Origin of the sequence: Enterococcus pseudoavium NBRC 100491, from assembly GCF_001544295.1 — a bacterium.
GTDB classification, from domain to species: domain Bacteria; phylum Bacillota; class Bacilli; order Lactobacillales; family Enterococcaceae; genus Enterococcus_A; species Enterococcus_A pseudoavium.
In genome coordinates, this window is the sequence record NZ_BCQF01000010.1 from 1 (window position 1) to 26,132 (window position 26,132).

General features: G+C 41.0%; 29 protein-coding genes. 22 read left to right on the plus strand and 7 right to left on the minus strand.

Annotated features, from left to right (window positions below; genetic code table 11):
* Positions 1-20 precede the first annotated feature (20 nt).
* Together EP1_RS06225 and EP1_RS06230 are read right to left on the minus strand one after the other, a co-directional pair.
* Entirely contained in the window at positions 21-992 is a 972-nt protein-coding gene (locus EP1_RS06225) for a 1-phosphofructokinase family hexose kinase (RefSeq protein WP_067625153.1), read from the minus strand.
* A complete protein-coding gene (locus tag EP1_RS06230) occupies positions 989-1,750 on the minus strand; it encodes a DeoR/GlpR family DNA-binding transcription regulator (RefSeq protein WP_067625155.1) in 762 nt (253 codons plus the stop codon). The genes EP1_RS06225 and EP1_RS06230 overlap by 4 nt, the downstream gene beginning before the upstream one ends.
* 288 nt (positions 1,751-2,038) lie before the next feature.
* On the opposite strand from EP1_RS06230, the gene EP1_RS06235 reads away from it, so the two are divergent.
* The 5 genes from EP1_RS06235 to EP1_RS06255 are packed head-to-tail and all read left to right on the plus strand — an operon-like array spanning position 2,039 to position 5,338.
* Positions 2,039-2,497, plus strand: coding sequence for a PTS sugar transporter subunit IIA (locus EP1_RS06235; protein ID WP_067625157.1), 459 nt, complete (start codon positions 2,039-2,041; stop codon positions 2,495-2,497).
* Between the two features lie 44 nt (positions 2,498-2,541).
* Positions 2,542-2,841, plus strand: a complete 300-nt coding sequence (locus EP1_RS06240; RefSeq protein ID WP_067625161.1) for a PTS sugar transporter subunit IIB — start codon at positions 2,542-2,544, stop codon at positions 2,839-2,841.
* A gap of 38 nt (positions 2,842-2,879) precedes the next feature.
* Positions 2,880-4,271 carry a PTS galactitol transporter subunit IIC gene (locus EP1_RS06245; protein ID WP_174519741.1) on the plus strand — a complete coding sequence of 464 codons (1,392 nt, stop codon included), beginning with the start codon at positions 2,880-2,882 and terminating at the stop codon, positions 4,269-4,271.
* Positions 4,272-4,301: 30 nt separating this feature from the next.
* On the plus strand, positions 4,302-4,568 hold the full coding sequence (locus EP1_RS06250) for a hypothetical protein (protein ID WP_067625169.1): 267 nt from the start codon (positions 4,302-4,304) through the stop codon (positions 4,566-4,568).
* A gap of 17 nt (positions 4,569-4,585) precedes the next feature.
* On the plus strand, positions 4,586-5,338 hold the full coding sequence (locus tag EP1_RS06255) for a class II aldolase/adducin family protein (protein ID WP_067625172.1): 753 nt from the start codon (positions 4,586-4,588) through the stop codon (positions 5,336-5,338).
* 105 nt (positions 5,339-5,443) lie between these two features.
* On the opposite strand, the gene EP1_RS06260 is transcribed toward EP1_RS06255, so the two are convergent.
* Both EP1_RS06260 and deoC read right to left on the minus strand, forming a co-directional pair.
* Entirely contained in the window at positions 5,444-6,316 is an 873-nt protein-coding gene (locus tag EP1_RS06260) for an SDR family oxidoreductase (protein WP_067625175.1), read from the minus strand.
* 8 nt (positions 6,317-6,324) lie between these two features.
* On the minus strand, positions 6,325-7,026 hold the full coding sequence (gene deoC / locus EP1_RS06265; RefSeq protein ID WP_067625179.1) for a deoxyribose-phosphate aldolase: 702 nt from the start codon (positions 7,024-7,026) through the stop codon (positions 6,325-6,327).
* A 169-nt stretch (positions 7,027-7,195) separates the two neighbouring features.
* Here deoC and EP1_RS06270 point away from each other — a divergent pair, with 169 nt between their 5' ends.
* From EP1_RS06270 to EP1_RS06300, 7 genes are all read left to right on the plus strand, one after another.
* Positions 7,196-7,603: a PTS sugar transporter subunit IIA gene (locus EP1_RS06270; protein WP_245630588.1), complete on the plus strand. Its 408-nt coding sequence runs from the start codon at positions 7,196-7,198 to the stop codon at positions 7,601-7,603.
* 31 nt (positions 7,604-7,634) lie between these two features.
* Positions 7,635-8,132, plus strand: coding sequence for a PTS sugar transporter subunit IIB (locus tag EP1_RS06275; protein ID WP_067625185.1), 498 nt, complete (start codon positions 7,635-7,637; stop codon positions 8,130-8,132).
* A gap of 54 nt (positions 8,133-8,186) precedes the next feature.
* Complete coding sequence (locus EP1_RS06280; RefSeq protein ID WP_067625189.1) at positions 8,187-9,023, plus strand: PTS mannose/fructose/sorbose/N-acetylgalactosamine transporter subunit IIC; 837 nt, start codon at positions 8,187-8,189, stop codon at positions 9,021-9,023.
* 13 nt (positions 9,024-9,036) lie between these two features.
* Positions 9,037-9,846, plus strand: a complete 810-nt coding sequence (locus EP1_RS06285) for a PTS system mannose/fructose/sorbose family transporter subunit IID (RefSeq protein ID WP_067625192.1) — start codon at positions 9,037-9,039, stop codon at positions 9,844-9,846.
* A gap of 67 nt (positions 9,847-9,913) precedes the next feature.
* On the plus strand, positions 9,914-10,819 hold the full coding sequence (locus EP1_RS06290; RefSeq protein ID WP_067625195.1) for a class I mannose-6-phosphate isomerase: 906 nt from the start codon (positions 9,914-9,916) through the stop codon (positions 10,817-10,819).
* A 17-nt stretch (positions 10,820-10,836) separates the two neighbouring features.
* Positions 10,837-11,547: a GntR family transcriptional regulator gene (locus tag EP1_RS06295; RefSeq protein ID WP_067625198.1), complete on the plus strand. Its 711-nt coding sequence runs from the start codon at positions 10,837-10,839 to the stop codon at positions 11,545-11,547.
* Positions 11,548-11,693: 146 nt separating this feature from the next.
* Positions 11,694-12,446 (plus strand): DeoR/GlpR family DNA-binding transcription regulator, encoded by a 753-nt coding sequence (locus EP1_RS06300; RefSeq protein WP_067625201.1) that lies wholly within the window; start codon positions 11,694-11,696, stop codon positions 12,444-12,446.
* 138 nt (positions 12,447-12,584) lie between these two features.
* Here EP1_RS06300 and EP1_RS06305 read toward each other — a convergent pair whose 3' ends face one another.
* The 3 genes from EP1_RS06305 to EP1_RS06315 all read right to left on the minus strand — a co-directional run bounded on the left by EP1_RS06305 (position 12,585) and on the right by EP1_RS06315 (position 14,994).
* Positions 12,585-14,042: a PTS galactitol transporter subunit IIC gene (locus tag EP1_RS06305; RefSeq protein WP_067625205.1), complete on the minus strand. Its 1,458-nt coding sequence runs from the start codon at positions 14,040-14,042 to the stop codon at positions 12,585-12,587.
* 117 nt (positions 14,043-14,159) lie between these two features.
* The gene (locus EP1_RS06310) at positions 14,160-14,462 is read right to left on the minus strand and encodes a PTS sugar transporter subunit IIB (RefSeq protein ID WP_067625209.1); all 303 of its coding nucleotides are present in this window, start codon (positions 14,460-14,462) and stop codon (positions 14,160-14,162) included.
* Positions 14,463-14,502: 40 nt separating this feature from the next.
* On the minus strand, positions 14,503-14,994 hold the full coding sequence (locus tag EP1_RS06315) for a PTS sugar transporter subunit IIA (protein WP_067625212.1): 492 nt from the start codon (positions 14,992-14,994) through the stop codon (positions 14,503-14,505).
* A gap of 165 nt (positions 14,995-15,159) precedes the next feature.
* On the opposite strand from EP1_RS06315, the gene EP1_RS06320 reads away from it, so the two are divergent.
* The 10 genes from EP1_RS06320 (at position 15,160) to EP1_RS06365 (ending at position 26,108) form a co-directional block, all read left to right on the plus strand.
* Positions 15,160-15,933, plus strand: coding sequence for a DeoR/GlpR family DNA-binding transcription regulator (locus EP1_RS06320; RefSeq protein WP_067625215.1), 774 nt, complete (start codon positions 15,160-15,162; stop codon positions 15,931-15,933).
* Between the two features lie 141 nt (positions 15,934-16,074).
* Positions 16,075-16,503, plus strand: a complete 429-nt coding sequence (lacA, locus tag EP1_RS06325; protein WP_067625218.1) for a galactose-6-phosphate isomerase subunit LacA — start codon at positions 16,075-16,077, stop codon at positions 16,501-16,503.
* A gap of 18 nt (positions 16,504-16,521) precedes the next feature.
* Positions 16,522-17,037, plus strand: coding sequence for a galactose-6-phosphate isomerase subunit LacB (gene lacB, locus EP1_RS06330; protein WP_067625222.1), 516 nt, complete (start codon positions 16,522-16,524; stop codon positions 17,035-17,037).
* A 12-nt stretch (positions 17,038-17,049) separates the two neighbouring features.
* The gene (locus tag EP1_RS06335) at positions 17,050-17,976 is read left to right on the plus strand and encodes a tagatose-6-phosphate kinase (protein ID WP_067625225.1); all 927 of its coding nucleotides are present in this window, start codon (positions 17,050-17,052) and stop codon (positions 17,974-17,976) included.
* Positions 17,977-17,990: 14 nt separating this feature from the next.
* Positions 17,991-18,965, plus strand: a complete 975-nt coding sequence (lacD, locus tag EP1_RS06340; protein WP_067625229.1) for a tagatose-bisphosphate aldolase — start codon at positions 17,991-17,993, stop codon at positions 18,963-18,965.
* 190 nt (positions 18,966-19,155) lie between these two features.
* Entirely contained in the window at positions 19,156-21,126 is a 1,971-nt protein-coding gene (locus tag EP1_RS06345) for a HelD family protein (protein ID WP_067625233.1), read from the plus strand.
* A gap of 11 nt (positions 21,127-21,137) precedes the next feature.
* On the plus strand, positions 21,138-21,890 hold the full coding sequence (locus tag EP1_RS06350; RefSeq protein ID WP_083507504.1) for a MerR family transcriptional regulator: 753 nt from the start codon (positions 21,138-21,140) through the stop codon (positions 21,888-21,890).
* Positions 21,891-22,079: 189 nt separating this feature from the next.
* Complete coding sequence (locus EP1_RS06355; RefSeq protein ID WP_067625240.1) at positions 22,080-23,504, plus strand: glycoside hydrolase family 1 protein; 1,425 nt, start codon at positions 22,080-22,082, stop codon at positions 23,502-23,504.
* 90 nt (positions 23,505-23,594) lie between these two features.
* On the plus strand, positions 23,595-23,996 hold the full coding sequence (locus tag EP1_RS06360) for a VOC family protein (protein ID WP_067625243.1): 402 nt from the start codon (positions 23,595-23,597) through the stop codon (positions 23,994-23,996).
* Between the two features lie 318 nt (positions 23,997-24,314).
* Positions 24,315-26,108 (plus strand): heavy metal translocating P-type ATPase, encoded by a 1,794-nt coding sequence (locus EP1_RS06365; RefSeq protein WP_067625246.1) that lies wholly within the window; start codon positions 24,315-24,317, stop codon positions 26,106-26,108.
* Positions 26,109-26,132: the final 24 nt, after the last annotated feature.

A 26,132-nucleotide genomic window follows, 5' to 3' on the forward strand; every position in this document is an offset into this window, starting at 1 on the left:
TTCTTTTTTCACACAGAGTATCAATTATTTACACTAAATTTTTTTAACGCTTGAATTTGGATCTGTTGCATGAATCTAGTTACTTGAGTTTTATCGATTGTACCATTCGTTTCAAATAAGGAATTTGACATACCACAAGCCATTGCGTATTTGATTGCATCGGCGACAGAAAATCCTTGGCTGATAGCAAACGCCATTCCGCCAACCGTTGAATCACCACAACCAGTAGTATTGACGATCTCGATTTCAGGAATTTGAATATCGTAGAAAGCCTCTCCACGTTTCACTAGAGCACCATCACCACCTTGTGAAATCATGATAGTCTCAATATTATCAAAAAGTGGCTGTTCTAAAGCAGTAATTAATTCTTCTGTTGAGTGGATCTTTTGCCCAATCAGTTCTTCTAATTCGTGAGTATTCGGTTTAATGAAGCTTGGACGAATAGAAGTTTGTGATAAAACGTTTTCTAATTGTTTTCCGGAAATATCCATCAATATTGGGAATTCTTCCCCCACGAGGGCGCGAATAAATGCTAGAAGTTCAGCGTGGAAGAATTGATTATCTGAATTCACTGAGCCAGAGATACAAATGACATCGATTGGGTATCTTTTTATAAGAGTCGCAACATGTTCAAAGAAAAGTTGTTCATTTTTTGAAGAAAGGTAGAGTCCTTTTTCCACTAGTTCGGTATGAGTATTTTCATCATGCATGATAGTGATGGCATTGCGAGAATTTCCTTCGACTGTGAGAAATTCTAATTGATAGCATTTTTCAGCAATCAAAGTATCTAAAATCATCTTACCGACAGGGCCGCCTAAAATACCAGTCAAAACTACTTTTTCACCGGATTTAGCAATCACTCGGCCGGCGTTGATGCCTTTTCCACCAATCGATGTATGAGGATTTTCAACTCGATTAACTTCGTCCAAAGTTAAAGACGACACAAGGTAGTTGTAATCCATCGAAGGGTTCAAAGTAATTGTTAAAATCATTCCACTTCCTCCTTAATAATCTTAGTAAATGAGCTGTAGTATTCACAAGCAGTATCAGAGAGTTGATCGTCGGTAACCAAATAATCTACATCTGATAGAGAATAGAAGGTATAAACATCGGAACGATTAAATTTAGAACTATCTGCTACGACGCATTTTTTGCGCGAATGCTTAAAGGCAACACGTTGAATTGACCCTTCAATTGAATTTGCAGTAGTCACGTTATTATCAAAAACCCCATTAGTTGCCGCAAAAGCAATATCAATATTTAAGTTATCAAAGCTTTTTTCCGCAATTTCACCATAAAACTCTTCAGTCGTTCGTGAAAATTCACCTCCGGTCAACAGCACCCGATAATCCGTGTTATATATCAGATAATTAAAGGCCAACAAACTGTTTGTGATCACAAATAAGTTTGCTTTATTTATTTCCGGCAAAGCATGAAGCATAGTTGTCCCAGCTCCGATATAGATCGTATCGTTGTCAGAAATGATGCTATTCATTACTTTTCCAATGTATTTTTTTTTAGTTACATTAGTATCAATTTTTTCTTGAGTAGAAAGTTCTTGTTCGATTTTTTCAAGTTTTTGGGCACCCCCGTAAATTTTTACTAATAAAAATTTTTCCGCTAATTCGTTAATGTCTCGGCGGATCGTCATATCAGAAACATCTAAAGTAGAAGATATTTCTGAAATGGATAAATAGTCATTCTGATTTACTAAATCTAAAATTTTTTCTTGTCGTTCTTTCTTTAACATAAAATCACCTCACATCAGTAAGCTCTTACAATTATTTCTAGTTGATCAAATTGCTATAACCTATTAATAACATTTTGATTAACAAAAAGCAAGGAAGAAATGTTCGTTTGTGTTAAAGTTTGTTAATATAGGGGGGAGCTCGTAAATGAAAAATTCATTATATTTAAAAATAAACAAAAAGAAAGCGTTGACAAAAGGTGTATACGGTTGTATATTGACATTGTAAAACAAATGTTAACAAAGATTAACAAAATATCTCAAAAAATTTGAGGAAGGAGCGAAGCGTTCGTGGATTACAAAGAAATGTTTGATAATCAATTAATCAGTCTTGATGTGGAAGGAGAAAATGAAGAAGAAGTCTTCCAAAAAGTTGCAACGCATTTAAAAAAACTTGGTTTTGTGAATGAAGGATATCTGGGAGGTATAACTACTAGAGAGCAAAAATTTCCAACAGGTTTAATCACTCAGTACTTAAATATTGCGCTACCTCATTCTGATCCAGAGTATGTAGAAAAACCATTTGTTTATATTGCACGTTTAAAGAACGAAGTGAAGGTAAAACAAATGGGGGACAGTCAAGAAATGGGTGTAAAAAACTTATTCTTTCTAGGAATTAAAGACCCTAAAGAGCAAGTTGGGTTACTACAAGCTTTTATGGAGTTGTTTATGAAAGAGGACTTTGTTTCTACTTATATAGAAGAAAAGGATAAAAAGAAAATTTATCAATTATTTACCGATAACATTTAGAAAATAAAAAATTAACTATATTAGAAAAGTTGGAGGAAATTAAGATGAAAAATAGACTAATTGTTGCATGCGGAAGTGGAGTAGCTACAAGCCAAACGATTGCTAGTAAAATTGCAGGAATGTTTGAGGACGATGGGATTGATTTTCCAGTAGAAGCAGTTGATTACAAATCGATTCAAAATGAACTACCGTCTACTGGAATCTATGTTTATGTTGCTCAACCTGATGATGAGGTGCTGGAAAAAGCTGAAGAGTTAAATGTAAAGGTTTTCCCGGGCATTCCATTTTTAACAGGAATGGGTGCTGATCAAATTTACGATGATATCAAAGCCTTAGTCGATTAAAAAAGACAGTAAAATAAGTAAAGAAAGAAGTGGAAAACGTGCAAATATTTCAAGACATTATCAATTATATTTTAGGATTGGGTTCAGCTATTTTTGTTCCATTGATTATTTTGATCTTAGGTCTTATTGCTGGAATGAAGTTCAAAAAAGCTTTCATGTCAGCGATTACCTTAGGGATTGCCTTTACTGGGATGTCGATGGTCATCGGTTTTATGTCCAATGCGGTAAGCCCGGCATCAGAAGCATTAGCTAAAAATACCGGCCTTAATTTACCTGCTCTAGACTTAGGTTGGACGGGTGCTGCTAGTATCACTTGGTCTTGGTCTTATGCATTTGTCTTTTTCGCAGTCGTTCTTGGTGTGAACTTCATCATGTTGATCTTGAATTGGACGAAAACCTTGAATGTTGATATGTGGAATGTTTGGGGCAAGGCTTTAACTGCGTATTTAGTTTATTTTATTAGCGGAAGTTTAATCGCAGGGTTTGTTACAGCTATTGTACAAGTCATTTTAGAGTTGAAAATGGGTGATATGTTCCAACGACATATCGAAGATTTAACGGGTATTCCATTGGTAACGGTTACGCATTTAATGAATATCTCTGCTGTATTATTGTTACCGATTAATGTAATCATGGATAAAATTCCTTTCCTTAATAGACGGGCGGATACTAAGGCTTTGAAGAAAAAAATCGGTGTCTTTTCTGAAAATTCCGTGATGGGTTTCATCATTGGATTGGGTTTAGGGCTTGCTGCGGCATACGGTGTTTCTGGCTCATTGAATTTAGCTATCCAAATCGCCACGGCGATGGCGTTATTCCCAATGATTTCAAAAATGTTTATGCAGTCGCTTTCTCCTTTGGCTGATGCGATGTCTGAAATGATGAAAAAACGCTTTAAAGATCGTGAAGTATATATCGGGTTAGATTGGCCGGTATTAGCCGGTCGTTCTGAAATCTGGGTGACAGCGATTTTATTAGTACCAGTATTTATCGGTTATGCGATTATTTTACCAGGCAATGCCGTATTACCATTGGCTGGAATCATCAACTACTCAATCGCAGTGGGTGGCTTGTTATTGACAGGCGGGAATTTAGCTAGAATGTTGATCATGGGTGTAATCTCAATGCCTATCTATCTTTATGCAGCGACATACTTGACGCCCATTTTAACAGGGTTAGCTGATCAAACTGGTGCGGTCGAAGGTATTAAAAAAGGTCAACAAATCACTTGGTCATCAATTGAAGGACCAGAATTCCGAATCTTGTTTGCGGAAGCTTTTAAAGGGAATATTCTAGCCATCGTAGGGGCAGTCATCTTTGTAGCAATGTTTGTTTGGTTATACAAATATATGAACAAAGCAAAAGTTCCTAGTCAAAGATATGAAGAAACAACGACAAAAAAAGTTAGCGGAGTAAAAGTTGCGAGCTAAGTAAGTAGAGTGAAGGAGAGAAAAAAACAAATGGGGAATAAAAAGGAAAATAAAGAAAAGACCAAGTGGTTGTTTATTCTATTTCTGGCGATCGTTAGTTTTATTCTAGCCTTCACGACACAACAACTGATTTTCAATCTAATTGCGATCGTCTTGGCTATCTTCGTTTATAAATACGGCAATCCTGTTCTTTTCAAAGAATACGATGAGCGCCGCAAACAAAAATATCAAGCAGCGATGCAAGTACGAGAAGCGGCGCAGACCGCGATTACTAGTAAAAAGATATTCAAAAAATAGAAAAGGTGGTCTCGATTATGTCAGACGGACGAATGATTTTTGAAAGAGAACGTGAAGATTTAGCGCGGATTGTAAAACTAATTTTTAATAGAAAGAATACCAATGTTGCTGGTGGAAATTTTTCATTCAAAACCATCGATGAAAAGGGAAAAGAATACATTATTATGACCCCAACGATGATGTCAGAAGCCTATCTAGGCGAAGTTTCACCTGCCCAGATTTTAGTAGTAGAGCCGCACACGCGTAAAGTGATCGACGGTGTGGGGAGCTTGACTCGGGAAATTAATTTACATGAAGCGGTCTATGATACCAATCCTGAAATTCGTGCGGTATTGCACGCTCATGCCCCAAACTCAATGTTTTGGGCAACGGCTGGTTTGGACATGCCAAACTTAACCGAAGCGACTCAGAAAATCGGTTATGTTCCAGTACTTGATTTTGAACCAAACTGTTCACCAGAGCTGGCAGATTTAGTTTCGAGCTATATGGAAAAAGAGCAATTAGATATTCCTAACATGCTGTTGTTAAACAGTCACGGCGTCTTGATCAGTACACCTGGTCAAACGGGAATTGAAGCGATCCATAAAGCACTTCAAATCCTTGATACAACTGAATGGAATGCTGAAATTGCCTATAAGCAAACGATTTTTCAATCGTTAGGGCTATTGGATGGTTATTATTCAAAAGGTAAGCAAGTCGGAACAATCGACGATTTAAAAAATCATCATCCAATTTACAGTCGTGAAGAAATTTTTGCTGGTGGTGATTAATAAAAATAAGTTGCCACAATAAAAATGGCTTATTGAAGAAGTTCTTTCCGAAATATCATTTATTCAGAAAAGAAGTGTGACAAGATTCTTGTCACACTTCTTTTTTCATAGGCTATGCCAATCAAAGTCTCGCAAGCATTCAGCAACATCGTTTTCAAATGTCGAGATAGAGATGCCTTGTTCGGCGATTTTATCGGTTGCTAATGTCAACTTACGAAAGCGTTCAGCGTAGCGCTCGTGATCAGGACGAATGTACTGATCAATACTTTTCTCATCAAAACCAAGTGTTGTAGCGATATATTTTGCCGCCTCGTAAGTTGAGCTTTTGTTTTGGCTGGAGAAGTGATAGATTCCTGCGGGTAATCCACTGATTTTATCGAACTGCTCGGCTAATTTTTTAGCATAAGTCATTCCCCGGACTTCATTGACAGTGAATTTGGTTGGTCGCTGATAAAACAGGGCATTCATCACCTGTTTGATAATGTTCGGACTGCTTTTGATGCCCGGATAAGAAAGACCCATCATCCATGACAATCGGAGGATGACCGCATCCAGTTGATTTTCTAGCAAAAAATTTTCAACTTCGATTTTTTGCTGACCATAGAGTGAGGTACTAGCGACGGGCGTTTCTTCGGTATAAGGGTCACGATCTAAACGATTATTAAAGACTTGTTCGGTACTCAAAAAAATAAAGCGGGCCTTTTTTTGTTGGCAAATTTTAGCGATATTGATGGCACTTTCAGTGTTGACTTTATGAGTATTCCTTGGATTTTCCTCGCAGTCTGCAGTTTGTGTACGTGCTCCGGCATGAAAGACCATATCAAATTCTAGTTCTTCGAAAAACTGCGTGACGGCTTCTGGTTGAGCGAGGTCAATATCCTTACGAGTGACTGGGATAAAATCAAACTCCTCATGATTGATGGTTTGAATGAGGGAGGCTAGATAGCCATTGGCGCCGGTAATAGCGATTTTTTTCATAGTTCCCCCTAGATGGTGATTGTTCCGTCGACGGCTTCTTTTTTCAACGCCTCAATGATTGCAATGCCGGAGCTAGTTCCGATGCGTTCAGCTCCACAGGCGATCATTTGTTTGAAAGTTTCAGCGTCACGAATCCCGCCAGCCGCTTTCACTTTCACTTCTGGACCAACATGAGCTTTCATTAATTTGACATCCTCAAATGTAGCACCAGTGGGAGCGAAACCGGTCGAAGTTTTGATGAAATCTGGTTTAACTATTTTAGCAATCCCGCACAAAGTAATTTTTTCTTGATCTGTTAAATAAGCATTTTCAAAAATAACTTTTGAAACGACTTTGTCGGCGCGACAAATCGCCACAATTTTTTTCATTTCATCCGTTAGATAATCCCAATTTTGCTCCTTAACTTCCGTGATATTCACAACATAGTCGATTTCAGTAGCGCCGTTTTTGATCGCATCCTGCGTCTCGGCGATTTTTGCTTCAATCGATGTTTGACCTAGTGGGAAGCTGATGGCCGCACCGACATTGATATCTGTACCGGCTAAAACTTCGCTGCATAATTCTGATTGGACTTGATTGATTGCCACCATTTTAAAATGATAGTCTTTGGCTTCCATGCATAAAAGGCGAATATCCGCTTTTGTTGCATAAGGCTTCAAGTTTGTGTGATCAATAAAACGGGCAAGTTGATCGATTGTGTAAGTCGTCATGTTAATTCCTCCTAATATGTAATTACATAATTTATCATAGAGTAATTATCGGAAGATGTCAACGCAAAATTTATATAATTATTTGGTTGACAACGCTTTCTAAAGGAACTATTATTATGACATAAAATGATTTGTAATTACATAAAAGGGAGGAGCGGTATTTTTGAAAGTGATCATGACAAGTCACGGTGATTTTTGTTACGGAATTTTGAGTAGCTATCAGATGATTGCAGGGGAAAATCCTGATTTGCTTGCTATTAGCTTGACTGAAGCGGGAATTCAGGAATTTTCTTCACAGTTTGAAAAACAACTGGCTGCGCTTGAGTCAGAGGAACTCTTGATTCTAACAGATATTAAAGGGGGGACACCTTATAACGAAGCCTACAAATATTATCTTTCTAACGAAGAGCATGTCCGCGTTGTAGCCGGTATGAATTTACCAATGGTGATTGAGGTAGGGATGAATTTGTCGAACAGCAGCTTGGGTAAGTTATACGAGATGGCAATTGAAGCAGGACAGCAAGGGATCGAGGGTGCTGCCAACGAAGAAGACCAAGAAAATGATCTGGATTTTTAATTAAATGATATTTACTTAGGAGGAATTACAAATGACGATTACACTAGCACGGATTGACGACCGAGTAATTCATGGACAAACGACTACCAGATGGACGAAAGCACGTCCAGTACAAGGGATTTTAGTCGTTGGAGATGACATCGCTCAAGATGAGTTAAGAAAGAAGGTGTTGAAGGCTGCGGCAGGAAATTTGAAACTGGGAGTTTATACAACTGAACAAGCGGTGGAGAGTGTACCAAAGGGTAAAAATTCTTCCAAGGATTTCTTTTTGATCAGTAATTCGCCGCAAACGTTTGCGGAATTGGTCCGTTTAGGAGTCGATTTTGGTAGAAAATTGAACGTAGGACCGATGAACACTCGCGAAGGAGCGGTCGTACTTGGCCGTACCGTTGCAATTGATGAAAAGGATTATGCGGCGTTTGAATATATGAATCAACAGGGGATTGAGATTGGTTTTCAGCTTTTGCCGGATGATGATATCAAACCATGGAAAACCATGAAAGAAAAGTATGAATCATTATCAAAATAGTAAGTTTTTATTTTGTTGATTGAATAAAAAGACGAAATTTTAGGAGGAATGGATATGGAAGGTAGTTTGTTTTTTCCGGCATTGCTGACAGGGATTTTTTGTTACTTGGGTGCAATTGAAAGTCCCTGGCTATTTGGGATGAGCGGTGGCTTCTATGTGGTGGGGCGCCCCTTAGTTGCAGGTTTTTTGACCGGAATTGCGTTTGGTGATATCAAGTCGGGAGTTATGTGCGGGTTGGCAGTTCAGGCGGTTTTTATCGCCAATCTATCAACTGGTGGGGCTACAAATAGCGAGATTACCTATGCTGCTTATGGCGGAATTGGTTTGGCTTTAGCGACCACTAGTGAACCAGCTGTAGCGGTAACACTAGCAATTTTAATTGGTCAAACGTTTGGACTTATTTTTTACAACACAAGAATGGCCTTATACTCATTTTGGAACACGCGGGCACAAAAGGCCGCTGAGGAAATTGATGATCGCGGAATTGTTTTAAATCATGTGGTTTATCCACAAATTACTACATTCCTGTTGCGGGCGATACCGATATTTGCGGCGATTTTCTTTGGTCGTGGCTTGGTCGACTGGCTGCTGAATAATGTGCCGCAGGTCGTAACGGATACGATCTCTGTACTTGGTGGAGTCTTGCCGGCTTTAGGAATTGCAATGTTGATGGGAATTGTCATCAAAGAGAAAGTTCATTTGGTCTTTTTCTTTGCCGGATTCGTCTTGATGGCCTTTGCCAAGTTAAATATGATCGCATTAGTCTTTTTGGCAGCAATGGTAGCTTATATCGTCTATTTAAGCACTGGAAAAGCTAGCAAAGAAACACCGATAACGGAATCAGCGATGGAAGATGGCAACGCAGCATATGAAGATGATGATTTGTTTTAAGGGGGGAATCTAAATGGAAAATCGATTGACAAAGAAAGAATTACGGCAGATATGGAAACGTTGGGGCTTTACCCACCTGTCTTCCATGAGCTATGAAAAATTGCAGGCTCATGCATGGGCGTATTCTTATTTGCCTTTTGCTGAAAAATACTATAAAAATGATCCCGAAGCCAAACGTAGACTACTGTTACGGCATTCAATGTTTTACAATACTGAGCCGCAAACAGGGCAACTAATTAACGGGATCGTCGCTTCCTTAGAAGAAGAGATTGCTTTAGGCGGAGATGTACCAGAAGAAATGCCAATCAACATTAAAACGACCTTGATGGGACCGCTAGCGGGAATTGGCGATTCAATTATTCAAGGAATCATCGTCCCGATCCTCTTGTCCATTGCTATGGGATTAGCCGCAGGAGGAAATGCGCTAGGTCCGATTTTCTACATCATTAGTTATGGTATCATCGGTCCCTTGATTTCTTACTTATGTTTTATGAATGGCTACCGCTTGGGAGTCAATGCGATTGATGTGATCATTGGAGAAAATGCCAAACGGATTACTGATGCCTTTAATATCTTAGGAATCATGGTTGTTGGCGGCCTGGCAGCTTCGAATATTGCTTTGACGACTAAAATCAAAATTCCTATGGGAGATGAAGTTCAAAAACTACAAACTGTCTTAGATGGGATCTTTCCTAACATTTTGCCGTTAGCAATGGTATTACTAGCTTGGTATCTGCTTACTTCCAAGCAAATGACCGCCACTAAAGTCATTCTTGTATTGACTATCATTTCAGCGATTGGTGTAGTGATTGGAGTATTTTAAGAAGGAAGGCGTGTTTCAATTGAAACGCGCCTTATTTAGATAAGCATGTTAAACTAGGAGGAAGATTATGTACATTTTAAAACCAGAATCACGGGAACGGATTTGGGGGACACCACGGCTACACGCCTACTCAGGTGATTCTCAGATTGAAAAGATTGGATCGGTTTATTCAGCCAGCGGTATTGCTGAGATCGATTGCCGAATCGTTGGTGAAGATCAAACATTCAGTCAATTAGTTGCGGCCGATCCAGCAAAATTTGGCTTGGCGCCCGGCGAAGTTTATCCGCTGATTATTTCTTTTACGGCTTGTGATGAAAATCTGAGTATCCAAGTCCATCCAACGGATGACTATGCCCAGAAAAGGGAAAAAATGCCCTATGGAAAAAGTGAGGCTTGGTATTTTGTCTCACCACCAGAAAATGGTTGGATCTACGCGGAACAGCAGATTCCCGAGAAGGCAGCACTTTTGGAGGCGGCTAAAGATAATCAATATTCGCAGATCCTGAAGGAATATCCGGTTGCGCAAAACGATTTGATCTATATTCCTTCTGGGACGATCCATGCGTTGACGAAAGGTTCACTAGTTTATGAGATCCAACAATCGACCGATCTAACCTATCGTTTTTATGACTATGATCGGAAAGACAAAGAGGGTCAAAAGCGGGAACTGCATCTTGAAAAGGCCATCGAAACGCTAAAACCAGAACAGCAAGTTGAAAAGAAGAGCTTCGAGTTGGGAAAAACAGTCCAACAACGCGAGTTTACGATTCAGCATTTAAAAGGCAAACAAATCGTCAAAAATCGCTCTGAGGTGGCCAGCGTATTGACTATTTTAGCCGGTGAGATGGTATTAAATGGAGAAACTTGCAGTGGGGGGCAAAGTGTGCTTTTATTAAAGGATGAGCACGTTGAGTTGCCAGCAACAGTTGAAGCGGTTCTGGCGACACCACAGCGTTATTGGACAGATAAATGATCAAGGAGTAGAGCAACATGAATGTTCCATTGCACAAAAAAATTCGCGCAGATTTATTGGGAAAAATCCAGAACGGCGAGTATGCAGAAAATCAACTGATCCCGACAGAGATGGAGTTGGCTGAGCAATATGCAGTCAGCCGTCCAACTGTTCGGCAAGCCGTTCAGTCGTTGGTGGATGAAGGCTATTTGGAAAAACGTAAGAAACGCGGAACGATCGTCAAAAAGCCGAAGATCCGGCAAGAATTCACACATGTGATCGAAAGTTTTGACTCGGAGATGAGTCGGAAAGGAATTCTTCCTAAAACCAAGGTTTTGAATTTCCAGGAGACGACAGCCAATGAGGAAGTTGCCGAGAACCTCGGATTGGAACCGGGTGAGTTGGTTTTTAAGATCACCCGGTTGCGTTATGCTGAAGAAAAACCCGTCGTGTTGGTAACGAGCTATGTTCCCGCGGAATGGTTTCCTAACTTTCAAACGGTCGATTTTACCCAAGAAAAAATGTATCAAGTTTTTGAGAGCATGGGACATCCGATCCGGACCGTCACGCGAAAATTGGAAGTGATCAAGGCGGATGAAACAATCAGCGATTTATTGGACGTTGAGGAAGGTGATCCATTGTTTTACTTCCATACTCAAGGATTTTCTGATGATCGCCTGCCTGTGGAATATTCGATCTCGAAATACCGTGGCGATATCAATTACTTTGTATTTGAATTAGCACAATAAGTCCAGTGGCTTCAGTGACGCCAAAGGTCCGACCTAAATGGACCTTTGGCGTTGGCTTAGAGCCTGGCTTTTTTTGTGAGATCGTTAAGTCACGCTAGTCGATTTGATTAAAATTTGATACTCTAAGTAAGAAAAGAGGCGAGACAATGTTAAAAACAGATCGATTTCAAGCGATTATGTCCTTATTAGAAGTAACTGGCACGGTCAGAGTCAGTGACATTATGGAAAAATTATCTGTATCGGATATGACGGTCCGTCGTGATCTAGATGAGTTGGAAAAACAAGGCTTATTGGAACGGGTGCATGGTGGTGCCCGGTTGAAGGATTTTTATCGTCCGGTGGAGCTTTCTCATAGTGAAAAACAAATTATGTTACAGGAAGAAAAACAGCACATCGCTGAAAAAGCCAATGAGCTGATCAATGATGGTGATACGTTGTTTCTTGGACCCGGGACGACGATTGAGTTGCTGTCTAAAATCATCAAAGCCGCCAACTTGCGCATCGTTACTAATTGTTTGCCGGTCTTTGAAGAGTTGAATAAAAACAAGAGCGACCGCAAAATTTATTTATTAGGCGGTGAATTGCGGGAAACGACCCAGTGTTTTGTTGGTGAAATCACTAATAAGTCACTGAACGATATGAATTTTCATAAGGCTTTTTTCAGCTGCAATGCCTTGAATGAACAAAAAATCATGACCTCGACTTTTGAAGAAGGACAGACACAGCAAATCGCCTTGAACAATTCAGTTGAACGCTTTTTGCTGATTGATCATTCAAAGGTAGGTAAAAAAGATTTTTCGGTCTATTATAACTTGCAGGATGTCACAGCAGTCATCACCGATGCCGACGAACAAAAACATTATGAAAAAATTGAAAAAGAAGAGAAATATCTAGTCTGAAAAAAGAAAGTGTTACCCAAGTGGTCAGCTTTAAGCAGCTTCGGCTTATTTCCTATTTCCGAAGTAACTACTTTTAGAACACCATTTATTCGGAAAAAGGGCGTATGACAAACTTTTTGTCATACGCCCTTAATTTTTTTATTTTGCTTCAGCGGCGTAAGCGACGTTGCCGGCTGGTGTAGGGGCTGCTTTTTCTTCTTTTTCAGCAGCGTAAGCGGCGTTACGTTTTTTCATTTGGCGTGCATACCAGATAAAGATCAATAGGTAGGCAACTAAGGCTAGTGCGGCGTAGATGATGAATTCGATTTGGCCTTGAGAGGCGTTACCGACTAAGTAACCTAAGAATTTTTCGATTGGACCTTCCATCGTGGTATGAGAGATCATGGCAGATCCGCTCAAGCCGGCAGGAAAGGCACCAACTGCTTTGGCTGTTTCCGTAACGAATGGGGCGATCAAGGTACCTGACCATAGGAACAATGGCAATTCGATCGCACCAATCACGATCATACGGATCAATTTCCCGCGAGTGACGACTAATAAAGCAGGTGTGACACCCATCGCGATGATTCCGCCAAGAGGCAATAATTTGTTGCCTGGTAAGATGATTGCTTCTAATAACATGATAGGGGCTAAGACGTTAGCGGCCGCCCAGATTTCAGCACGACCAGCTAGGAAAGGCCAGTCTAAACCGATGTTGATAGTCCGTCCTTTCAAACGTTTGTTGGCAAAGTCGGTGATTCCTTGTGATAACGGTTCTACAGCAGCGATAAACCATGCACCAATCAAAGAGAACAATTCTAAACAGACTGCGGCGGTAAAGGCCAGTGAGAAAATTTGTGTGGGTGTTTGTCCAGCTAATAAGCCAACAAAAATCCCCAAATAAATCCCGATCGCAAATTTTGATCCCCAGAAGCCGATCTTGCTGTTTAATTTTGCAGCATCAAAATCATATTTATCCAACCATGGGAAAACTTTATCAAAAATCTTGTCAAAAACCATAATGATCGGATTCATCATGTAATTCATGTGAGTCGTAGTCATTGGGTTGCTGTCAGGAGCGTTTAGTAAATCATTGAAAGTTGGTTTCATCAAATCAGAATTCCAAATTTTCAAGATACCGATAAAGATTACTAAAGCCGTTGCGATGAATAAGTTTGCACCACAGAAAATGGCGAATAAACCAACGATTGCTAAGTGCCAAATATCAAAAATATCCACATCCAACGTATTGGTTTTTTTCATGGCCAACATAATGATATTGACGATTACCATGACTAGCAGGAAGTAAAGGGTGTAAGGTGAGCCCCAAGTAATAGTGGCTAAAGGTGCCCAACCGACATCGGTAATATTCAAAGAAATCCCAGTTCGTTCGACAAAAGCAGTCATCGCGCCTGAAAAGGCGGTTGTTAAAATACCAATAATAGCTCCGATCCCGGTTAAGGCGATCCCTAATTTGATCCCGCCTTCTAGTGCACGTGATGGTTTTACTTTAAAGAATAAGGCAATGACCGTTAAGACGATCGTCATTAATGGGGCTGCCCCTAAATTAATCAACGGGGTAAAGAGACTATTGGCGATATCAATAATTGTACTCATATGCTTGTCCTTTCTGGTTGCTCGAAGTAGTTTTTCAGCAAGTGTGTTCGTGATAATTAGTTTTAAGAGCAGGCTTAACGAAGTAGCTGTAATGAAGCAAATTCGTTAAGCCTTTTTTTACTTGTTTAATGATTGAATCGCGCTTTCCATACTTTGATAAACGGGCTCAGCCATTGCGGGAATCCGATAAAGAATTGCGCCAGCGTCAACAATCGGAATATTCACGTTAAAGCCTAAGTCGGTATTGGCGATTTGAGCGAAAATATCATAGTGAGAAAGCATTTCTTCGTTAATATCTTTAATCATGACGGCGTCACAAGCTACTTGATACCCGCGATTATTTAATTCAGTTTCCAAAGCGCTTTTGATTTGATGGCTTGAATTAACCCCTGCTCCACATGCTGCTAAAATTTTGATCATTGTAATTCTCTCCTTAAATAAGTTTATTTTTATCCTGCAATTATGCAGAAACTTCCATATTAAAGTGTTTCTCTAAAAACTGATAGATGGCTTCTGTGTCTTCTAGTTTGAAAAACGAACATAAGGCTTCTTTATCCACTGAATTGATAAAGTCCATGATATCTGCCAGCATTCCCGCTTGCGCTTCCCCGTTTTCATTCAAGATCATGAAAAGAAAGGAAGCGGCGATTTGCTCGCTGGGTGAGATCATATTATGGAAAAGAATGTCGTGTTTCAATTTGATCGGAATGATCCGGGTCGTTTTGACAAACGCGCTCTCCGTATGGGGGATAGCGATATCCGGGAGCGTTTCTGACACAGGTGAAAGATCTAAACCGGTCGGATAATTTCGTTCCCGTTCTAAAAGATTGATCAAAAAATCCTCAGTTACTAATTCCTTCTTTAAAAGGTCGTGAAAGACCTCTTCAAAAACTTCCGTCTGCGACTGCTTGTCAGAAACATATACCGTATCGTTGAAAAAGAATTTCTTCAAACAAAACAGCTCCTTTCTAAGTTTGAATATGTTTGTTTATCTGTTTACACGTTGAGTATAAGCGCTTACTAGAACGTTGTCAACCGAATAAACAAAAATAAATAAACAAAAGGTGTTGAAAAATGTTCGTTAGTGTTTTATTATGGGGCTATGGAGGAACAGAATATGCTGAAGACAGAACGACAACGCTCGATTCTAGCGATGTGCGATCGCTACGGTACGATTACGGTTAAGTTTATCCAAGAAGCATTAGCCGTTTCTGATATGACGATCCGTCGGGATTTAGAAGAACTTGCCAATCAGAAAAAACTTTTGCGTGTTCATGGTGGGGCGCAAAAGCTCGAGTACACTACAGCCTCAACTTCTTATGAGTCAAATGAGTTATCTCACTTAGAAAAGAAGCAGCTGCATACAAAAGAAAAGCACTACATTGCGAAAAACGCCGCCGCTTATATCGATTCAGGCGATGATACGATCTTTCTGGGATCGGGGACGACGATCGAGCTCATGACGCAATATATATCCCAATCTTCCTTAAGAATCGTGACCAACAGCCTGCCGGTTTTTAACTTATTAAGTGAAACCAAAAAATTTGAACTCTATTTGATTGGCGGCCTTTATCGGGAAAAGACTGGTGCCTTTGTTGGCTCGATTGCCAATGAAGCAATTCAAAAAATCGGTATCCAAAAGGCCTTTGTCGGGGCAAATGGTTTAAAAGGACCAGAAGTTTCTAATTTCAGCATTGAAGAAGGCACCTTGCAAAAAATCGTGCTGGATAACGCCGCCAAAAAATGTTTGGTATCGGATGCTAATAAATTCGATCATAGCGATTTTTACAATTTCTATGATTTGAATAAGATTGACCGCTTATTTACGGACGCGACGCTCTCAAGTGAATTGAAGCAACAGTATCAGCAATACACCGAGATCATCCAGTAATTGCTCAAGCGACTAGCAAAATAGCGGATTCGCTAAAGTAAATGGAATAGGTCTTAATCTGCAATAGGTGCATAAAGCTAGGGATCATTTTTTTCTGCAAAGAAAAAATAAATATATCTATGAATATAGGAGGAAACAAACATGCGTGTAGTAATTGGTTCAGATGGTGATGGAATGCGATTGAAAGATTTGGTCAAGGCGGACTTAATCGCTCACGGCTATACAGTCGTAGATAAAAGTGAAGTGCCGGCCAAAGATTTTGTGGAATCGACGGTAGCGATCGCCAATGATTTAAACGAAAATGTGGGCAGCTTGGGTGTTGCTTTCGATGGTTATGGCGCGGGTAGTTTTATGACGGCGACTAAAATCAAAGGGATGGTGGCCGCTGAAGTTTCTGATGAGCGGAGTGCTTATATGACGCGGGAACACAATAACTCTCGCATGATCACGCTTGGAGCAAAAATCGTCGGTGATGAGTTGGCATTAAATATCGTGAAAGAATTCTTACACGCAGATTACGATGGCGGACGTCATCAAGTGCGGGTCGATATGTTAAATAAAATGGCTTAATTAGAGAGGAAGAATGAAATGAAAATCGCAATCGGTTGTGACCATATCGTCACAGATACAAAAATGGCAGTGTCAGATTTCTTGAAATCCAAAGGCTATGAGGTCTTGGACATGGGGACTTATGATTTTACCCGGACCCATTACCCAATTTATGGGAAAAAAGTGGGTGAAGCGGTCACTAGTGGGGAAGCAGATCTAGGGGTTTGTTTGTGCGGAACCGGTGTTGGGATCAATAATGCGGTCAATAAAGTCCCCGGTGTGCGAAGCGCGTTAGTGCGGGATATGACCACGGCAATCTACGCGAAAGAACAATTGAATGCCAACGTGATCGGTTTTGGGGCTCGGATCACTGGCGAATTTTTGATCTGTGATATTTTAGAGGCTTTCATTAAGGCGGAATATCAAGAAACAGAAGAGAACCAGAAATTGATTGCGAAGATCGATCATGTTGAAAAAGCCAGCGCTGACCAGTCTGATCCGCATTTCTTTGATGAATTTATCGAAAAATGGGATCGCGGCGAATACCACGATTAAGAGGGGTAACCAATGATTTTAACGATTACGATGAATCCTTCGATCGATATTTCCTATCCACTGGATCAATTCAAACTAGATACTGTGAACCGGGTCAAAGCGGTGCGTAAAACAGCTGGTGGTAAAGGCTTGAACGTCACGCGGATCTTAAAACAATTCGATGCGGATGTGATTGCTAGCGGTTTGATTGGCGGCTTTTTAGGCGAAGAGATCAAAAAGGATCTAGATCAAAACAACATCGCTCATGATTTTTTGCCCATCAGCGGTGAAACCCGCAATTGTATCGCGGTGTTGCATGAAGGGCAACAAACCGAGATTTTAGAAAGTGGTCCAATCATCACGAAACAAGAGGCGGAAGCTTTTCTGGAGCATTTTACGAAATTGGCGGCTCAAGTCGATATTATTTCTTTTTCTGGTAGTTTGCCGGAAGGATTACCCGTTGATTTTTATAGCCAGCTGTTGCAGGCTTGCCCAGCAAAACCCGTCATTTTAGATTGTTCTGGGGCGGCTTTAGCGGCAGTGCTGAAAGGGACGGTGAAACCTAAGCTGATCAAGCCCAATACCGAAGAATTAGCTCAATTATTGGGACAGACCGTTTCGCCGGATGTGGAAGAACTAAAAACGGCGCTATCCGCTCCGATGTTTGCGGATATTGAATGGATCGTTGTTTCAATGGGTAGTGCGGGCGCTTTTGCGAAACATCTTGATAAATTTTATCGGGTGACGATTCCGAAAATCGATGTCGTAAATCCAGTCGGTTCTGGCGATGCGACCGTGGCTGGGCTAACTGCCGCCATCGCAGCTGGCTTATCCGATGAAGCGGTCCTGAAACAGGGCAATGTCTTAGGAATGCTGAATGCCCAAGAAGCGACGACTGGTCAAGTTCAATTAGCGAATTATCAACGATTATTCGATCAAATCAAAGTCAAAGAAGTATAAGAGGAGCGAACAGAATGAAAACAAGTCAAGAAAAGAAACAATATATCAAGCAATTATGTAATGACGAGGGGATTATTGGCGCCTTAGCGATCGATCAACGGGGTGCTTTGAAAAAAATGATCACAAAATTCAAAGGGAGTGAAGCGGAAGAAGCGGAAATCGTTGAATTTAAAGAAATCGTCTCTTCACAATTAACGAAATATGCTTCAGCTATTTTGTTAGACCCAGAATATGGCCTACCGGCAGCCAAAGTTAGAGCCGAAAACGCGGGCTTATTGCTGGCGTATGAAAAAACGGGTTATGATGCGTCAACTCCTGGTCGTTTGCCAGATCTTTTGTCCGTTTGGTCAGTCAAACGCTTGAAAGAAGCGGGCGCCGATGCGTGCAAATTTTTACTTTACTATGATGTCGATGAAGCTACAGAAATCAACAACCAAAAACAGGCCTTCATCGAACGGATCGGTTCAGAATGTCAAGCAGAAAATCTGCCGTTTTTCTTAGAATTGGTTTCTTACGATGCCAAGATCGCAGATGCAACTTCGAAAGAGTATGCGATCAAGAAACCACATAAAGTCAACGAAATGATGAAAGAATTTTCTAATCCTCGTTATGGCGTGGATGTCTTGAAAGTCGAAGTCCCCGTCAACATGAATTATGTCGAAGGCTATGCCACTGGCGAAGTCGTTCATACACAAGCCGAAGCGGCCAACTTCTTTAAGGAACAAGCTGAAGCAACGAATTTACCATTTATCTTTTTGAGTGCTGGTGTAAAAGCCGAGTTGTTCCAAGAAACCTTGCGCTTTGCAAAAAATTCAGGGTCAACCTTCAACGGTGTACTTTGTGGCCGGGCCACTTGGGCAAACGGTGTAGAAAGTTATATCGTTGATGGCAAAGATGCGGCGATCGAATGGATGAATACACAAGGACGGAAAAATATTGAAGAGTTAAATGCCGTCTTACAAGAAACTGCCACACCCGTTCAATATTAAGTATCAATCATACAGAATAACGTAATCAAAAAAGTGTCGCAGATTTTTTTGCGACACTTTTTTTGTTTGGCGTCGTTGATTCGCAAGTTATCTGTATGTTGGTTGCCGATTTTTTTATTTCCAACCCTCCACTATTACACCAACCCTGCTGACCTTTGCTAAGATGAAAGATACGAAAGGGGATGATTGTATGAAAACAACTGCTGAAGAGAACTATTTATCAGACATAACGGCAGAACTCAAAAGGAAAATCACAGAAGTCGAGGCAACCTTGAATTCTAATGAGGAAAATTACAAAGAATTGAAACGCTATACGGTCGACTATCAGAATGAGTTGGACAAATATGAAGTCTACAATCATCAGCAAAATCTCACACTACTGGACAAACGGAGTGTGATGGAAGCAAATGTCTTGAAAAAGCTTTATTATCAAAAAAATACTCCTTATTTTAGCAAGATTGCTTTTCAATTTGCTGAAGAGGAAGAGGTAGAAGACTTTTATATCGGACGATACGGCTTTGCAAATCAATCTGGCGAACAACTGATCTATGACTGGCGGGCACCTATTTCTTCACTTTATTATGATTTTTCGCTCGGCGAGGCCTATTATGAATCACAGCACCGGAAATTTTATGGGAAATTACGATTGAAACGCCAATTTGAAATCAAAAACAGCCGGATCAACTTCGTCGTGGACACCAACGATGCGATCAATGATGAGCTGTTAATGCGGGAGTTAGGAAAGAGTACTTCCCATGAAATGAAGACCATTATTCATACGATTCAAAAAGAACAAAACGCGGCGATCAGGGACACTAAAACTAAAAATCTAATTATTCAAGGTGTGGCGGGCTCGGGCAAGACCTCCATCGCGCTCCATCGGATGGCTTATTTACTTTACCAGAAAAAAGAGGAGCTTTCGGCTGCGGATATTTTGATTGTTTCGCCGAATCAAGTGTTTGCGGATTATATCGCAACTGTTTTACCGGAATTAGGAGAAGAGGAATTGCCGCAGATTGACATCACAAAGTTAGGGAGTCTTTTTATCGCTGAAAAATATCAGGTGACCGATCGCCACGACGAGCTGAAAGCAGCACTGGAGCATCCGACGTCAGTGCAAGCCGAGAATTACCGGTATAAACAATCAAAAGCCTTTCTTGCTTTAATCAAGAATCATTATGAACAGTTAAAGGCTAGTTTTTCTTCAGCAGAAATCGTGATCGCGGATCAAGTGATCACGCCAGCAGAGATCAAACGATTGGTTGATCAACAGCCAGAGCAAAGCCTCTTTGAGATCATTCAAACTGTTGCCAAGCTCCTCAGTAAACGAGTGATCGATGTGCGGCGTGAAAAATTCTCGAAACAACTGGAGCAACATTTCAAGCAAAAACTCAACACAACGGGCAGTTTAGCAGATTATTATCAGTTTCTTTCAGCCAATAAATTGGCATATGCAACTGAAAAAAACGTTATCTATTATTCTGATCTTTTTCCGTATATATTTTTCCGCTTGATGATCGAAGGAATCAAGCCCAATAAAAAGATCCAGCACTTAGTCATCGATGAAATGCAAGATTACTCGTTGTTACAGCTTTGGGTGATCGAGCACTTGTTTCCTTGTCAAAAAACGCTTTGTGGCGATATTTATCAGTCGCTGATTACTAGTGACCCGGATTTTCTAATGGAACTTCAGAGGGTATTGCCGAAATCGCGCTTGTTAGAATTTCACACGAGTTATCGTTCTAGCTTTGAAATCATGGTATTTGCTCAACGGTTCATTGAAGAAAAGAAAATTCAACCCATCCAGCGGCACGGCAAAGAAGTCGAGCTGATCGATTATCAAAAAGATGTTCTCCAGCAAAAACTGGCTGATTTTAGAAATAGTTCTTACAAATCTTGTGGTATAATTTGTCAGAATTGCCAAGAAGTCGCACGGATTGAAGCCGAACTTCCCAATGAGTCCTTCACTCGCTTTGAAAAGGACACGAAGAAAATTGTGGAAGGCATAATCCTGACTACGCCCCAATTTGCTAAAGGTTTGGAATTTGATCAGGTGATCTTGCCGGATTTTTGCTCTGATCAGCTGTTGCAAAAGAGCACGCTGCTTTATACTAGCTGCTCCAGAGCGTTACATGAGCTGATTATTCTTGTTCGTGACTGAAAGGAAATTTGATGAAAACCTATCGTACTTCTGAAGTAGCAAAAATCGTTGGGCTGCATCCCAATACAATCCGCCGTTATGAGGAGTGGGAGTTGATCCCGATTCCTGATAGAGGGGAAAACGGTTATCGAATTTTTACCGACTATCATATTGAGACGATCAAAATCGCTCGGACCGCTTTTCAGATTGAAGTGCTACAATCCGGTTTGCGCATCACCATGGTAGAGATGGTCAAGGCTGTGGCACGTTATAATTTTGAAGAAGCCCAGGCACTGCTTAGTCAGTATCTCAATTTAGTTGATCAGGAAATTTTTGCTGCCCATGAAGTGATTAAAGTCGTGGAAGAACTTCTCGCCGGTAAAAAGGAATCCGCCGATATCTATCTAACCAGAACCGAGGCCGCCGAATCTTTAGGTGTGACCTCTGAAGCTTTGCGCAATTGGGAACGCAACGGTCTGTTGACGATCAAACGGAGAAAAAATAACTATCGCATCTATGATGAAGCAGACATTAAACGGTTGAAAATTATTCGAACATTGCGCTCAGCCAAGTATTCTCTAGCGGCAATTCTGCGGATGTTGAATGCAATCGACAATGAAAAACAAGATATCAAGTCCTTACTAAATCCACCAAAGCCAGATGACGGGGTCCTTACCGCCTGTGATAATCTGATTAACTCGTTGGAAATAGCTAAAAAGAATGCGTTGGAGCTAAAACAACAAGTTACAGAAATCCGGCGAAATTTTTTTAATAATGAATCTTAAAAAAGCGTTTGCATTTATGGAGTTTATAATGCTATACTTTTTCTAGAAATACAATCAAATGGATAGTGATTGCAACTCGCAAGCTAAACCTGTTGATAAATTGAGCGTGAAGAACGCTTTATTTGTTGACGGGTTTTTGACGTTTTTGCAAGCGAAATCACGCCAAAAAATAGAAAAGAGGAACGACTAATGACATTTCCAAAAGATTTTTTATGGGGCGGTGCGACTGCTGCGAATCAATGCGAGGGTGCTTGGGACGTTGACGGAAAAGGTGCAAGTATCCAGGATCACATGCGTTCGGGCGGCAAGAAGCAATATCGAGTAATGACAACGGAAATTGAAGCGGATGAATATTACCCGAGTCATGATGGGATTGATTTTTATCATCGTTACAAAGAGGACATTGCGCTGTTTGCGGAGATGGGCTTTAAAGTTTTCCGCCTAAGTATTGCTTGGTCACGGATTTTTCCAAAAGGGGATGAGACAGAACCGAATGAAGCGGGCTTAGCTTTTTACGACAAAGTTTTTGATGAATGCAAAAAATATGGCATTGAACCATTAGTCACGATCAGTCATTTTGAATTGCCTTATGCTTTGGCTGAAAATTATGACGGCTTTGCTGATCGCCGGACGATCGATTTTTTCGTCAACTATGCAACGACATTATTTGAACGTTACAAAGATAAAGTTAAATACTGGCTGACCTTCAACGAAATCAATTTTGGTACTTTGCCATTAGGCGGCCGCAATTTGCTGGGGATCTTGGCTGAAGAAGATGATGAAGCTCGGCGTTTCCAAGCACTGCATCATATGTTTGTGGCTAGTGCGAAAGCAGTAAAAATCGGTCATGAGATCAATCCTGATTTTAAAATCGGCTGTATGTTGGCTTACATGACGATGTATCCATTGACTTGTAAACCAGAAGATGTTTTAGCCAATCAAGAATTGATGAAGAAGTTAAACTGGTTCTGCGGAGATGTCCAAGTCAAAGGGAAATATCCCTTCTATATGAAGAGTTATTTTGCTAAGCATAATATTGAAGTGAAATTTGAAGCGGGTGATGAGGAGATCCTAAAAGCCGGAACCGTTGATTATTACACCTTCTCTTACTATATGACCAGCTGTGTGACTGCGAATATTGAAGCAAGCGCTGATCGGGTCGGCGGCAACTTATTTGGCGGTGTGAAAAATAATTATTTAGAAACCAGCGAATGGGGGTGGCAGATTGACCCGATTGGCCTGCGTTTCACGTTGAACGAACTTTATGATCGTTATGAAATACCGTTGATGATCGTGGAAAATGGTTTAGGAGCGGTCGATAAAGTCGAAGCGGATGGCTCGATTCATGACGAATACCGAATCGATTACATTCGCCGCCATATTGAGGAAATGAACAAAGCACTTGAGGATGGGGTCGATTTAATTGGCTACACACCGTGGGGCTGTATTGATCTAGTTTCTGGCGGCACGGGGGAAATGTCGAAACGCTACGGCTTCATTTACGTGGATAAAGATGATGAAGGAAAGGGCACCTTTAATCGCAGTAAGAAAGACAGTTTTACTTGGTATAAAAACGTGATAGCCAGCAATGGAGCGGAACTGGAGAGCAAGTAAGCGAATAAAATCATTTTATCGCAAGCGTTTTCTTTGTTTGCTAAGCGCTTATCCGGCATAATAGAAGAAAATTTGATTGGAGTGAGTGAGATGGCAACAATGGTATTTGTCAATTACCCCGTGAAAGATGTTCAGGCCTCCACAGAATTTTATGAAAAGTTGGGATTTAAGCAAAATAAGGAGTTTTCCAATCGGCAAACTAGTTCGATGATGTGGGATGATAATTTTTGGATTATGTTGTTAGACCATGATTTTTATAACCTCTTTCTAAAAGGCAAGAAAATCGCAGATACCCAAACCCAAAGTGGTACACTGACGGCTTTTTCAGTGGAGAGTCCAGCAGCGGTCAGGAAATTGGCAGAGGTCGCAAAAGCCAATGGCGGCGATTACCATACTGTTGAGATGGGAATCCCGGAAGAGCAAATGTTTAGTTTAGAAATTGTTGATCCTGATGGCAATCAGTTTGAACCCGTATGGATGAAAATCGATTAAAGAGGAACAGCCGCTTGAAAAAAGCGGCTGTTTTTATGTCTATTTTTGAAAGGATGGGCTTGGTCGTATTTGGTAGGAGCTGGGCTTTTCAAAAGTTCAGCTCGTCATAGACTTAGTGAAGTAAAATTTTTTAATCGACTGATCCGTCAGTGCTCGTCTGTCGCAAACGTAGAAATCTATTTTTAATTACAATCATTCTAATATATAAATCGCTTTTATCAAGTTGTTAATGATTATCTTTCTCATTTGAGCGTTTCTGTTTTCATTTAGATTATCCTAGTGCTAACCTGATTATGAAGAAAGATGGAGGCGCACAGGATGAGTAATGTAAAGAAATTTTTATTGACCGCGTTGGTGGGGATAGCGGCATTAATTTTGGAATTCGGATTTAAACAAAATCAATGGGCTTTTTGGCTTATTGCAATCGTGGGTGGGATTACGACAATTTCAATGTTGAGCGGGATGATTCAAACACTGCGTTCCGGCAAGTATGGCATCGATATTTTAGCGATCACCGCAATCATTGCGACGTTACTAGTGGGTGATTATTGGGCGAGCTTAGTGGTCTTGATTATGTTGACAGGTGGGGATAGCTTGGAGGACTACGCCAATCATCAAGCGAGTCGGGAATTGCGTTCACTGCTAGATAATTCGCCGCGAATTGCTCATCGGATTGATGGGGCTGAACTGACTGATCTGGCGTTGGAAGAAGTTCAAGTAGGCGATCTAGTTTTAGTCAAACCAGGAGAAATCGTGCCCGTTGACGGTCGGGTCACGGAGGGCGACTCTTTTGTGGATGAAGCTTCGCTGACCGGTGAATCCCGTCCAGTGGAAAAGGGGCCCAATGCGGAATTGATGTCGGGGTCGGTCAATGGTGACAATACCTTGCGCTATAAAGTCACTAAAGCAGCGCAGGACAGTCAATATCAAACACTGGTAAAATTAGTCAAAGAATCGGAAGCAAAACCGGCTCATTTTGTCCGTTTGGCGGATCGTTACGCAGTCCCTTTTACCCTGATTGCCTATTTAATCGGCGGGGTTGCTTGGTTTGTCTCAAAAGATCCGGTTCGTTTTGCTGAAGTCTTGGTGGTAGCTTCACCCTGCCCCTTGATTTTAGCCGCACCAGTGGCGTTAGTTGCTGGGATGAGTCGCTCCAGCAGAAACGGAATCGTAGTAAAAACTGGAACGACGATTGAAAAATTGGCTCGAGCTAAAAGCATTGCCTTTGATAAAACCGGCACATTGACGGAAGGGCGTCTTTCGGTTGAAACGATCCAAACTGTGGGTGAGGTTTCGCCGGAAGAATTGATTATCTATGCGGCGAGCGGCGAGCAAGAATCCAGTCATATTTTAGCTCGCTCACTAATGACTTATGCTCAGGAAAAGCAGCTTAACTTACTGCCGACGCAAGAATTAGAAGAAATCACCGGCCAAGGGATTAAAGCCCAAGTGAATGGCAAAGAAATTCGGGTTGGAAAAGCGGCGTTTGTCGGTGCGCCTACCGATCTCAATGAATCTGCTACGGCAGTCTATGTCTCATTAGCTGATCAGTATATTGGCTTTATTACTTTTAAAGATATCGTACGTCCTGAAGCTTTCGCGACGATCAAAGAATTGAATCAGCTAGGGCTGAAGAAAACGATCATGCTAACTGGTGATCAGCGCGCCATTGCACAGCAGATTGCTGATACAGTTGCCATCTCAGAAGTCCATGCAGACTGTTTACCGGCTGAAAAAATCAAGGTCATTAACACATTAACCAAGTCGGAAAGACCTGCGATCATGGTTGGTGATGGGGTTAATGATGCCCCAGCCTTAGCCGTTGCGGATATTGGGATCGCAATGGGGGCGCATGGCTCCACGGCGGCTAGTGAAAGTGCGGACGCGGTAATCTTGAAAGATGATCTGAGCCGTGTTGCGACGGCTGTGCGTTTATCACAAGATACGATGCAGATCGCCCGCCAATCTGTTTTGCTGGGAATCGTGATTTGCGTGATCTTGATGTTAATCGCTAGTACCGGTGTAATCCCAGCGCTATTAGGAGCCGCCTTGCAGGAGGTCGTCGATACCGTCTCGATTTTATCGGCATTACGCGCCAGAAAAGAACGCTAAAAAAATTATCCGTAAAAATGAACG

What these genes read in the sequence shown, in the direction of transcription:
- EP1_RS06365 (WP_067625246.1), top strand. Translation starts at nt 24,315, where the DNA reads ATGAGTAATGTAAAGAAATTTTTATTGACCGCGTTGGTGGGGATAGCG.
- EP1_RS06320 (WP_067625215.1), top strand. Translation starts at nt 15,160, where the DNA reads ATGCTGAAGACAGAACGACAACGCTCGATTCTAGCGATGTGCGATCGC.
- EP1_RS06350 (WP_083507504.1), top strand. Translation starts at nt 21,138, where the DNA reads ATGAAAACCTATCGTACTTCTGAAGTAGCAAAAATCGTTGGGCTGCAT.
- EP1_RS06345 (WP_067625233.1), top strand. Translation starts at nt 19,156, where the DNA reads ATGAAAACAACTGCTGAAGAGAACTATTTATCAGACATAACGGCAGAA.
- lacD (WP_067625229.1), top strand. Translation starts at nt 17,991, where the DNA reads ATGAAAACAAGTCAAGAAAAGAAACAATATATCAAGCAATTATGTAAT.
- EP1_RS06255 (WP_067625172.1), top strand. Translation starts at nt 4,586, where the DNA reads ATGTCAGACGGACGAATGATTTTTGAAAGAGAACGTGAAGATTTAGCG.
- EP1_RS06355 (WP_067625240.1), top strand. Translation starts at nt 22,080, where the DNA reads ATGACATTTCCAAAAGATTTTTTATGGGGCGGTGCGACTGCTGCGAAT.
- EP1_RS06360 (WP_067625243.1), top strand. Translation starts at nt 23,595, where the DNA reads ATGGCAACAATGGTATTTGTCAATTACCCCGTGAAAGATGTTCAGGCC.
- EP1_RS06280 (WP_067625189.1), top strand. Translation starts at nt 8,187, where the DNA reads ATGGAAGGTAGTTTGTTTTTTCCGGCATTGCTGACAGGGATTTTTTGT.
- deoC (WP_067625179.1), bottom strand. Translation starts at nt 7,026, where the DNA reads ATGACGACTTACACAATCGATCAACTTGCCCGTTTTATTGATCACACA.
- EP1_RS06260 (WP_067625175.1), bottom strand. Translation starts at nt 6,316, where the DNA reads ATGAAAAAAATCGCTATTACCGGCGCCAATGGCTATCTAGCCTCCCTC.
- EP1_RS06290 (WP_067625195.1), top strand. Translation starts at nt 9,914, where the DNA reads ATGTACATTTTAAAACCAGAATCACGGGAACGGATTTGGGGGACACCA.
- EP1_RS06250 (WP_067625169.1), top strand. Translation starts at nt 4,302, where the DNA reads ATGGGGAATAAAAAGGAAAATAAAGAAAAGACCAAGTGGTTGTTTATT.
- EP1_RS06225 (WP_067625153.1), bottom strand. Translation starts at nt 992, where the DNA reads ATGATTTTAACAATTACTTTGAACCCTTCGATGGATTACAACTACCTT.
- lacA (WP_067625218.1), top strand. Translation starts at nt 16,075, where the DNA reads ATGCGTGTAGTAATTGGTTCAGATGGTGATGGAATGCGATTGAAAGAT.
- EP1_RS06285 (WP_067625192.1), top strand. Translation starts at nt 9,037, where the DNA reads ATGGAAAATCGATTGACAAAGAAAGAATTACGGCAGATATGGAAACGT.
- EP1_RS06305 (WP_067625205.1), bottom strand. Translation starts at nt 14,042, where the DNA reads ATGAGTACAATTATTGATATCGCCAATAGTCTCTTTACCCCGTTGATT.
- EP1_RS06310 (WP_067625209.1), bottom strand. Translation starts at nt 14,462, where the DNA reads ATGATCAAAATTTTAGCAGCATGTGGAGCAGGGGTTAATTCAAGCCAT.
- EP1_RS06275 (WP_067625185.1), top strand. Translation starts at nt 7,635, where the DNA reads ATGACGATTACACTAGCACGGATTGACGACCGAGTAATTCATGGACAA.
- EP1_RS06230 (WP_067625155.1), bottom strand. Translation starts at nt 1,750, where the DNA reads ATGTTAAAGAAAGAACGACAAGAAAAAATTTTAGATTTAGTAAATCAG.
- EP1_RS06295 (WP_067625198.1), top strand. Translation starts at nt 10,837, where the DNA reads ATGAATGTTCCATTGCACAAAAAAATTCGCGCAGATTTATTGGGAAAA.
- EP1_RS06300 (WP_067625201.1), top strand. Translation starts at nt 11,694, where the DNA reads ATGTTAAAAACAGATCGATTTCAAGCGATTATGTCCTTATTAGAAGTA.
- lacB (WP_067625222.1), top strand. Translation starts at nt 16,522, where the DNA reads ATGAAAATCGCAATCGGTTGTGACCATATCGTCACAGATACAAAAATG.
- EP1_RS06335 (WP_067625225.1), top strand. Translation starts at nt 17,050, where the DNA reads ATGATTTTAACGATTACGATGAATCCTTCGATCGATATTTCCTATCCA.
- EP1_RS06240 (WP_067625161.1), top strand. Translation starts at nt 2,542, where the DNA reads ATGAAAAATAGACTAATTGTTGCATGCGGAAGTGGAGTAGCTACAAGC.